The sequence below is a fragment of the uncultured Bacteroides sp. genome, from assembly GCF_910585845.1.
Classification (GTDB): Bacteria; Bacteroidota; Bacteroidia; order Bacteroidales; family Bacteroidaceae; genus Bacteroides.
The window spans coordinates 1-9,951 of sequence record NZ_CAJUHF010000079.1 but is presented as its reverse complement, the minus strand read 5'-3'; the positions used below and the strand labels follow the sequence as shown (position 1 = coordinate 9,951).

At 51.4% G+C, this 9,951-nt stretch carries 5 protein-coding genes; 4 read left to right on the top strand and 1 reads right to left on the bottom strand.

Annotated features, from left to right (window positions below):
• Positions 1 to 246: 246 nt before the first annotated feature.
• On the top strand, positions 247 to 4,029 hold the full coding sequence (locus tag QZ323_RS13985; RefSeq protein ID WP_294635315.1) for an alpha-2-macroglobulin family protein: 3,783 nt from the start codon (positions 247 to 249) through the stop codon (positions 4,027 to 4,029).
• 237 nt (positions 4,030 to 4,266) lie between these two features.
• Here the strand turns inward: QZ323_RS13985 and QZ323_RS13980 are convergent, their stop codons facing one another.
• On the bottom strand, positions 4,267 to 5,448 hold the full coding sequence (locus QZ323_RS13980) for a dicarboxylate/amino acid:cation symporter (RefSeq protein ID WP_294635314.1): 1,182 nt from the start codon (positions 5,446 to 5,448) through the stop codon (positions 4,267 to 4,269).
• A 259-nt stretch (positions 5,449 to 5,707) separates the two neighbouring features.
• Here QZ323_RS13980 and gnd point away from each other — a divergent pair, with 259 nt between their 5' ends.
• From gnd to pgl, 3 genes are all read left to right on the top strand, one after another.
• Positions 5,708 to 7,186 (top strand): decarboxylating NADP(+)-dependent phosphogluconate dehydrogenase, encoded by a 1,479-nt coding sequence (gnd, locus tag QZ323_RS13975; RefSeq protein ID WP_294635313.1) that lies wholly within the window; start codon positions 5,708 to 5,710, stop codon positions 7,184 to 7,186.
• Complete coding sequence (gene zwf / locus QZ323_RS13970; protein WP_294635312.1) at positions 7,179 to 8,723, top strand: glucose-6-phosphate dehydrogenase; 1,545 nt, start codon at positions 7,179 to 7,181, stop codon at positions 8,721 to 8,723. Before gnd ends, zwf begins: the two co-directional genes overlap by 8 nt.
• A 142-nt stretch (positions 8,724 to 8,865) precedes the next feature.
• Complete coding sequence (pgl, locus tag QZ323_RS13965) at positions 8,866 to 9,594, top strand: 6-phosphogluconolactonase (RefSeq protein ID WP_294635311.1); 729 nt, start codon at positions 8,866 to 8,868, stop codon at positions 9,592 to 9,594.
• The last annotated feature ends 357 nt before the right edge of the window (positions 9,595 to 9,951 follow it).

The following is a 9,951-nucleotide window of genomic DNA, read 5'->3' as shown; positions in this document are numbered from 1 at the left end:
GTGTGCAACTTTTTCATTTGTAAATATTTAGATTCTTAATTCAACCAACGAGTTAATATTTAGTTTTTTATCCCTTTATGTTCTTTCCTTTAAGATGTTTTCTCTATTTTTCGGAAACAGAATAGTCAAACCGTATTCAGACATCCATTAATCAAGACACTGATGAAAAATAAATTTTATTGGGCCGGCATTATATGTATGTTTATCTGCCTGCCGTTTCGGGTTTCCGCTCAGTCCTACGAGCAAATGTGGAAGAAAGTTGAGGCATGGGAACAAAAACAGTTGCTCAAGTCCGCCATCCCGGAGTTGCAGAAGATTTACGAGCGCGCCCGGCAGGAGAAGAATGTGCCTCAGATGATGAAGGCGCACCTGACCCAAGCTGCCTTGTCCATTGATGTCACTCTTGACAGCCTGAACTGTGAGTTGCATAGATTGAAAGCTTGGGCGGAAGAGGAGAAAGACCCAGTACACAAGGCCATACTGAACAGCCTGTTGGGACACTATCTGCTCGCTACCAGTAAGCGGGATGAGGCTGCCATAGACACCGCCCTCACTTGTTTCCGCCTTTCACTGCAAGACAAGGAACTGCTTGCCCGTAAGTCCGCTGCGGATTACCGCCCGATGACCATTAGCAAGGAAATGAGTGAGAAGTATTGCGGAGACAATATGTACCAGTTGCTTGCCCGACAGGCCATTTCTCGTTTGGCCAGCTACTTCATTCCCGATTTTGCATTAGCTAAAAAGGTGCAACTCGAGGCTTTGTCCATTTATGACGATTTGATAGACTTCTATCGGAAGCAGGGCATGACGGATGCCCGCTTGTTGCTGATGCTCGACAAACTGAACTATCAAGGAAACGATATTAATCGCGGCGGTGTGGGTGAAAGTCTGAAGTTGAGCGATGATCAAGTGATAGCCCTTCTGAAACAATGGGCCGAGGAGTTCTCCGCTTCCCCGCTTTGTGGAGAGATCTATTGCCAATTGGCGGAACGTTACGACAGGAAGCGGGATTATATCGCCAAGTTGCACGCCGCCCGGTCCGGACTTGAAAAATATCCCCAGTCGTCTGCTGCCAACGACCTGAAAGAGCAGGTTGCCGAAGTGCTTACTCCCAGATTGGGGGTGGACATACCTTTTGTCTATCCGGGAAAGGAGGTAGACTTGGAAGTGAAGTACCGTAATCTGTCCGGGCTAACCGTGGAGCTTTACCGGATGAACCTGCCTGTCACAAGCAGTATCTTGGAAAAGGAAATCACGGCATCCACGGTAAGCCAATACGGTAAATTGGTCAGTACCCGCCATTATTCGCTGGCTGCTACTCCGGACTATAAGGAAACGTATGCTTTATTGCGCTATACGTTTCCCGCCGAGGGTATATACGTGATGAAGTCTATCCCCGACGGTCATCACAAGTACACGGCATACGGAAAGGTATACGTTTCTTCCTTGCAGGTCATTTCGTTGGGACTGCCGGGCGGAAAGCAGGAAGTCTGGGTCGTCGACCGCCTGACGGGACATCCGGTAGCAAGTGCGGAAGTGGCCTACTACCGTGTGTCGCCAAATGGAGGCTATCGCTTAATCAAGACATACCCCACGAACGACCAAGGGACTGTCACCTTTACTCCACCCAGTGAGGAAGGCTGGTTGGGGATAAACGTCCGTAAGCCGGGGGCCGACTACATGGAAATCAGCTTTGCCGGTTTCTTTAACAGGGGACGTTATGCCTCTATTGCCCCGAAGTGGAAAAAGCATGTTTCCCTTTTTACCGACCGTGCCCTGTATTGTCCCGGACAGACATTGCATGTCTCAGGGGTGGCGTATGAGCAGTTTGATGATTCGGTGCGTGTCATTTCCGGAGACTGCAATGAGGTTGTGTTGCAGGATGCCAATCGGAAGGAGGTGGGTAAACTCTCTCTCGAAACCGATGAATTTGGTGCTTTCCACGGTGACTTCATGCTTCCTGAAACGCTTCATCCGGGAGAGTACGAGCTGACGGTGCAGGCTGGTGAAAGGCGCTATATCCGTGTGGATGAGTACAAGCGTCCGACGTTTGATGTCCTCTTCCATCCCTATAAGTCTGCTTACGACGTAGGAGATACCTTGTTGATCAGCGGTGAGGCAAAAACATTTGCGGGTGTTCCGGTAGGGGGATGCAGGCTTCGGTATAAAGTGACCCGTGCGGCCTGCAAATATTGGAGGAATCCTGCCAATGTAATTACCTTGGATGCAGGAGAGGTACAGACCGATATCGATGGTAACTTCCGTTTCCCGGTCTTCCTGCGCATGCCGGACGACTACGAGTCTGTTATGATAGAAGGTAACTACCTTTATAAAATAACGGCCGATGTCATCAGTCGGACCGGAGAGGTGGGGAGTGGTACTCTGTTTTTGCCGGTAGACCATCGGTCCGTAGCGTTGGGTATAAACGGTTTGTCGAATGAAGTGGCACTTGAGAAACGGGAAGCCATAAAGGTGATGGCTATAAATTATTCCGCTCAAGAATTGTCCTTGCAAGCCACTTGTGTGGTGTATGCTTTGAATGAGAGGGGACGCAAGTCTCATGAGGTATGCCGCCGTACGGTAGAGACCAATACCTTTTTTGTTCCCGATGAACTGTTCACCCTTGCTCCAGGACGCTACGCGATGGTAGTTTCGGTGCTTGACGAACGGGGAAGGAGATGCTCGGTACGTCATGATTTCACTCTCTTTTCGTTGGCGGACCGCCGTCCGCCGATACATACGCCGGAATGGTTCTATCAGGACGGAAAAGAGTTTGAAGGCGACCGTCCGGTTCACTTGTATGTGGGTAGCAGTGAGAAAGATGTCTATCTGTTCTATGATGTCTTCTGTGGCGACAAGCGCATTGAGTCCAAGAGGATGATTCTTGATAATGAAATCCGGCGGTTCACCTATTCCTATAAGCTGGAATATGGGAATGGAATCACCGTGCGATTCGTCTTTATGCGCGAGGGAAAGCTGTACTCCAAGCAAGTGAGGATCACCCGTCCCCATTCGGAAAAATATCTGCAACTGAAGTGGATTGCGTTCCGCAACAGGTTGCAACCGGGCAGCAAAGAAGAATGGCGGCTCCGGATTACGCATCCGGACAAGAGAGTGGCTGATGCGCAACTGCTTGCCACCCTTTATGATGCTTCTCTTGACAGACTGTATGAAAATGACTGGTTCTTCCGCTTGAACTTTCCTTATTCTAATTTCGATGTCAATGCTTCCATGATATGTTTGAGTCCTTCTATTGGGATATATAGTCGTTTCCCCTATGCGGGCAGTACGTTGCGGGGGATACGTTGGTGGGATGCTTATAGTACGCTGGACGCTCCTCTTTGGCGGGGGCCGCGTTTTGGGGGTATTTCCCCTACAAAGTGGCGTGGACGTAAGTTGATATCCTCATTGGTCAGCCGTGATGCGGAAGTTCCATCGGCTGACGGTTTTGAAGTGACTGACGGAAATATCCTTAGCGTGGTTGAATGTGCTTCTGCGGATGCGGCATTGATAGACGATTCTCCCTACGTCCCTATCTGTGAGAACTTTGCGGAGACCGCTTTCTTTTATCCTGCTCTTCGTACGGACACGTGTGGAGTTGTCACCTTCTCTTTCACTCTGTCCGAAAGCCTGACCGAATGGAAGTTCATGGGATTTGCCCATACGCGGAACATGGACTTCGGGCAGATAACGGCTAAGGCAAAGGCAGTCAAGCCGTTTATGGTGCAGCCTAGCATACCCCGTTTTGTCCGTGTAGGAGATAAGGTAGTCATTCCTACGGGAATCACCAATCTGTCGGACAAGGATATTCAGGGAACCGTCCGAATGGACATTATAGACCCACAGACAAACCAAATCCTGTCCACTCATCAACAAGCGTTCAGCGCACTTGCCGGAGCTACCGTCTCCGTATCGTTTGCTCTGAATGCCCCAAGTGAAGCCACGGTTTGGATTTGCCGGGTGGTTGCCGAGGGAGATAAGTTCAGTGACGGCGAGCAGCGCTATCTTCCTGTCCTGTCTGATAAGTAGTCAGATAGGCATTGCTACCATGCAGTCGGCTTATGCGCCCAGGGGTGCCGGACAAACAAAGAGCCTGTCTGCGACGGTGCGTTGATTTATGTACTATTAAATAAAAATGCGTATGAAAAACTTATGCTTACTGCTTGTCTTTTTTATCTCTCTTCGGCTGCAAGGCTCGGGAGGATAGTGAGGATTGGTTCGAAGAGGTAGTTATCTCGGGCCGTGTACTGGCTACAAGCTGCAAAGTTACGGGTTATGATCCGCAGGCTTACGCTTATAAATCTTGTCCACTACCAGCGCAATGGCTCCGTCTCCCGTCACGTTGCAGGCAGTTCCGAAGCTGTCCATTGCAATGTAGAGCGCGATCATCAACGCCTGTGCCGATTCGTCAAACCCTAACATGGATTGCAGTATGCCCAGCGAAGCCATGATGGCTCCTCCGGGAACGCCGGGCGCCGCTACCATCGTGATGCCCAGCATAAAGATGAATCCGGCAAAGAGCGGAAAGTCGAAAGGCATCCCCTGCATCATCATCAGCGCAAGGGCGCAGGCCACAATCTTCAGGGTGCTGCCCGACAGGTGTATTGTGGCGCACAGTGGGATGACGAATCCTGCAATGTCACCCGGCACTCCGTTCTTTCTCGCCTGCTCTAGGGTGACGGGGATGGTGGCGGCGGACGACTGCGTGCCCAGTGCGGTAAAGTAGGCGGGCATCATCTGTCCTAACAGCCGGAAAGGATTCTTGCGGACAAACAGTGCGGCAATGCAGTACTGGAATACCAACAGGAAGATGTGCAACAGGAAAATCACTCCGATAATCTTGATAAATACCATCAGCACAGAGAACACTTGTCCCGAGTGGGTCATGTTCAGGAAGATGCCGAAGATGTAGATGGGAAGCAACGGCAGTATGACTGCACTGATCATTCTCACGATGATGTCCTGAAAGTCGCGCGCCACGTCCTTCAGCGCATTGCTCTTCAGCTGCGCCAGTCCCAGACCCAAGGTGAAGGCAAGCACCAGTGCGGTCATCACGTTCATCAGCGGCGGAATGGCTACCGAGAAGAAGGGTGCTATGCCCTGCGCCTCGCTGACCTCCTCCAGCGGTACGCCTGTTTCAATCAGGTGCGGAAAGAGTGCGGCTCCGGTGAAGTAGGAGAGGAAGCCGGAGAATAGGGTCGCACCGTAGGCTATCAGTGCCGTGAGCAGTAGCAGTTTTCCCGCTTCTTTGCCGATGTCGGCTATGGCAACCGTCACCAGTCCCACGATGATAAGCGGTATGGAGAAATTGAGGTATTCGCTGAAAATGCCGTTGAACGTGACGAATAGACGGACCAGTCCGGCGGGCAGTACGTTGCCGAACAGGATGCCTAATGCGATGGCGATAATGATGCGCGGCAACAGGCCGATGTGTAGCTTCTTTTTCATAATAGATTTCAAGTTTTCCAATGATATGTAGTTCCGGCACAAATGTACGATTTTTATTCGGAATCCGCACGAACAAATCCCTTTTACGCATTGTTTCCATTGTATTGATTTTAGGTTACAAGTTACGAGTTACAAGTTACAAGTTACGAGTTAACAGGATACAGGCTGACAGGAGCAAACTGTTTCTTCTTGCAGCAAAGGCCATTCCCCTCGTCCCCTTGTCAACTTAAAACTCGTCAACTAATAAAAAGAAATACTTATGATAGAAAATGGACAAAAAGCGGATATAGGCCTGATAGGGCTTGCCGTAATGGGAGAGAATCTGGCACTGAACCTGGCAGACAAAGGATGGCACGTGGCTGTGTACAATCGCACCCTTCCCGGGGTGGAGGAGGGAGTGGTGGAACGCTTCGTCAATGGCCGCGCCCACGGGAAGAGTATCCGGGGCTATACGGCGATTCCCGATTTCGTGGACTCCCTCTCCACTCCCCGCAAAGTGATGATGATGGTGCGTGCCGGCGACGCCGTAGACCAGCTGATGGAGCAACTCTTCCCCCTTCTTTCTCCGGGAGACATCGTGATAGACGGCGGTAATTCCAACTACGAAGATACCAATCGCCGCGTGGCATTGGCGGAATCGCGCGGTTTCCGTTTCGTTGGCGCCGGAGTTTCCGGTGGGGAAGAGGGCGCGCTGCATGGCGCCTCCATCATGCCGGGCGGTTCCGTTGAGGCTTGGGAGGAAGTGCGTCCCATCCTGCAGAGCATTGCCGCCCGTGCCGCCGACGGCACACCCTGCTGCGGTTGGATAGGTCCGGCAGGGTCGGGACATTTCGTCAAGATGATACACAACGGCATCGAGTATGGCGACATGCAGCTGATAGCCGAAGCATACTGGGTGATGAAGCACCTCTTACAACTCAGTAATGAAGAGATGGCATCCGTCTTCGCCCATTGGAACGAGGGAAAACTGCGCAGCTATCTGATCGAAATCACCTCCCGCATCTTGCAGCATAAAGACAAGGCAGGCGGCTACCTTATCGACAAGATACTGGATACGGCAGGGCAGAAGGGCACCGGAAAATGGTCCGTCATCAATGCGATGGAGCTGGGCATGCCCCTGGGACTGATAGCCGCAGCCGTCTTCGAGCGCAGCTTCTCGGCACAGAAGAATTTGCGTGAATCCGCCGCCAAGCAGTTCTCTTTCCTGCGTTCGCAGGCGGTCTACAGTCGGCAGGAGATGCTGGACAGTCTCTATGCTGCCCTGTATGCTTCCAAGCTGGTCTCCTATGCGCAAGGGTTTGCCCTCTTACAGAAAGCATCCGACAGTTTCGGCTGGAAGTTTGACCTTGCCTCCATTGCCCGTATGTGGCGCGGCGGTTGCATCATCCGCAGCATATTCCTGAATGATATTGCCGTCGCTTTCGAGGCACAGCCGCAACCGAAGCATCTGCTGTTCGCTCCCTATTTCAGGGAAGAGATACGTCGGCTGCTTCCGGGCTGGAAATCTCTTGTGTTGCATGTGATGAAGGAGGAACTGCCTGTTCCCGCTTTCTCTGCTGCTATGAACTATTTCTATTCACTGGTGTCCCCCAAGCTGCCTGCCAATCTGATTCAGGCTCAGCGCGACTACTTCGGTGCACACACTTTCGAGCGTACGGACGAATGCCGCGGGCAGTTCTTCCACGAAGAGTGGACAAGACAGGGCGGAGACACAAAACAAACGGAAAGCTATGAGTAAATTTATAATGGTCATATTCGGTGCATCGGGCGACCTGACCAGGCGCAAGTTGATGCCCGCCCTCTATTCCCTCTATACGGGTGGTCGCCTGCCGGAAGGATTCTCCATCCTGGGCATCGGCCGCACCGGATATACGGACGAGACCTATCGCGAATATATGCATGATGCACTGGCACCTCTCTCCGCTACGACCGCGCCTAATCCCGAATATGTGCGTGACGCATCGTCATCTTCCTCCGCCTCAGTTCGGACCGGAGCGGAAGCTTTTTGCAACCATCTGCACTATCTCAGTATCGACCCGGCCCAGACGGAAGGATATACTCTGCTGGCACATCGTCTGCAAGAGTTCTCCGGTGAGCAGGAACCGGACAACCTGTTGTTCTACCTTGCCACGCCCCCTTCGCTCTACGGCGTCATTCCTTTGCATCTAAAAACCGCAGGACTGAATCGGCACGGTGTCCGCATCATCGTCGAGAAGCCTTTCGGTTACGACCTGAAGTCGGCGCAAGAGCTGAACCGCATCTATGCTTCCGTCTTCGAGGAGCATCAGATATACCGCATCGATCATTTCCTCGGCAAGGAGACAGCACAAAACATCCTTGCCTTCCGTTTCGCCAACGGCATCTTCGAACCGTTGTGGAACCGCAATTATATTGAATACGTAGAAGTCACCGCCGTCGAGAACATCGGTATAGAGCAGCGTGGCGGTTTCTACGACGGTACTGGCGCCTTGCGCGACATGGTGCAGAACCACCTCATCCAGTTGGTGGCACTCACCGCTATGGAACCGCCCGCTGTCTTCACTGCCGACGCCTTCCGCAACGAAGTGGTGAAAGTCTACGAATCGCTGAAATCGCTGACTGCCGAAGACTTGGACAGCCATGTCGTCCGCGGGCAGTATCTCTCCTCCGGTGCCCGAAAAAGTTATCGCGAGGAGAAAAACATCCCCGGCGACTCACGTACGGAAACCTACATCGCCATGAAGATTGGTATCAATAACTGGCGCTGGAGCGGCGTCCCCTTCTACATCCGCACCGGAAAGCAGATGCCCACCAAGGTCACGGAGATCGTTGTGCATTTCCGCGAAACGCCCCATCAGATGTTCCGTTGCCAAGGCACCCATTGTCCGCGTGCCAACCAGTTGATTCTCCGTTTGCAGCCCAATGAAGGTATCGTCCTGAAATTTGGTATGAAAGTACCCGGTTCGGGATTCGACGTGAAGCAGGTGATGATGGATTTCAGTTACGACCAGTTGGGCGGTGATTATCCTACAGGCGACGCCTACGCCCGCCTGATAGAAGACTGTATTCAGGGCGATCCCACGCTCTTCACCCGTAGCGATGCCGTGGAAGCCTCCTGGCGTTTTTTCGACCCTCTGCTGCGTTATTGGGAAGAAAATCCCGATGCACCTCTCTACGGCTATCCTGCCGGAACGTGGGGGCCGCTGGAAAGCGAAGCCATGATACGTGAGCACAATGCCGAGTGGACACAGCCCTGCAAGAATCTGACGAATACAGACCGGTATTGTGAATTATAATTTCCGAATTATGATTTCCGAATTATGACTTATGGTTTATGGCTTATGACTTATAATTTATAATTAGAGTTTATACAGAATAAGAAACAGGGTGATTGAGAATCAGCGTCCTAAAACCTTATTCGATATATTGTCTATTGTTATGATAACCTATGTATATCCTACAGCAGCCGAAACGTCGCGTTCCCTCATCAGGCATCTTATCGCCTTGATGGCAGCTGCACCTGACAGAATCTTCCATATCGCTTTCAGCGGTGGCAATACTCCTTCACTCATGTTCGATTTGTGGGCGCGGGAATTCTGTGATGTCACTCCGTGGTCTCGTATGCGAATCTATTGGGTGGACGAACGTTGCGTACCCGCCGAATCTCCGGAAAGCAACTACGGCACCATGTGCCGCCTGTTGTTGGACAAGGTGGCAATACCCGACGAATACATATTCCCGATAAATGGGGATAACCGTCCCGAAGGCGAAGCAGTCCGTTATTCCCGTTTAGTGTGTCGCAATGTCCCTCACGACGGTACTCTTCCGGTTTTCGATGTCGTCCTGCTGGGGATAGGGGAAGACGGACATACCTCATCCATTTTTCCCGGACAAGAACGGCTCCTGTCGTCTTCCTGCCCTTACGAGCTGAGTGTGAATCCCTACAATGGCAGTAAACGCATTGCCATGACCGGTTGCCTACTGTTCAATGCCCATCGGTTGATATTTCTGGTTACGGGTAGCAGTAAGTCGGAGGTCATGCGTGATGTCCTGGCTGGTGAAGATGCCGGTCCGGCAGCCTATGTGGCCCATCATGCCAAGAGGGTGGAAATCTTTATGGATGAGTTGGCTAAACCTCAACTTGGCGGTCCTGAAGTTAAGGTTTAGAGAGCTTAAGTTGAGGTTTGTGTTCCTCCTGTTAACCCTCCTGTTGTTAGTTTGAAAGTAAGATGCTGCAATGCTGTTATGGACGTGATAAAGTCCGAAACAGAACGGATAATAATAGTGCCAATAATGATTGCGAAATAGGGGAAGGTGTTCAGACTGTGCATTGATGGGATGCCACTTCTTGAATGGTTCAAAATGAAGTTCCAAGAACTCAACAAGAAACTGGGTGTAAACCACACCCCAAAGCAACAATCTGCTTGAATAAAACAAAACACCCAATTTTACTTTGTCGAGTGTAAAATTGGGGTGTTAATCTTGTAAACTATTGGTAGTCAATGTTTGTTGCGGTGCGTACGG

Excerpts from the sequence above, each read along its gene's own strand:
- QZ323_RS13985 (WP_294635315.1), top strand. The coding sequence starts at position 247 with ATGTGGAAGAAAGTTGAGGCATGGGAACAAAAACAGTTGCTCAAGTCC.
- zwf (WP_294635312.1), top strand. The coding sequence starts at position 7,179 with ATGAGTAAATTTATAATGGTCATATTCGGTGCATCGGGCGACCTGACC.
- pgl (WP_294635311.1), top strand. The coding sequence starts at position 8,866 with ATGATAACCTATGTATATCCTACAGCAGCCGAAACGTCGCGTTCCCTC.
- QZ323_RS13980 (WP_294635314.1), bottom strand. The coding sequence starts at position 5,448 with ATGAAAAAGAAGCTACACATCGGCCTGTTGCCGCGCATCATTATCGCC.
- gnd (WP_294635313.1), top strand. The coding sequence starts at position 5,708 with ATGATAGAAAATGGACAAAAAGCGGATATAGGCCTGATAGGGCTTGCC.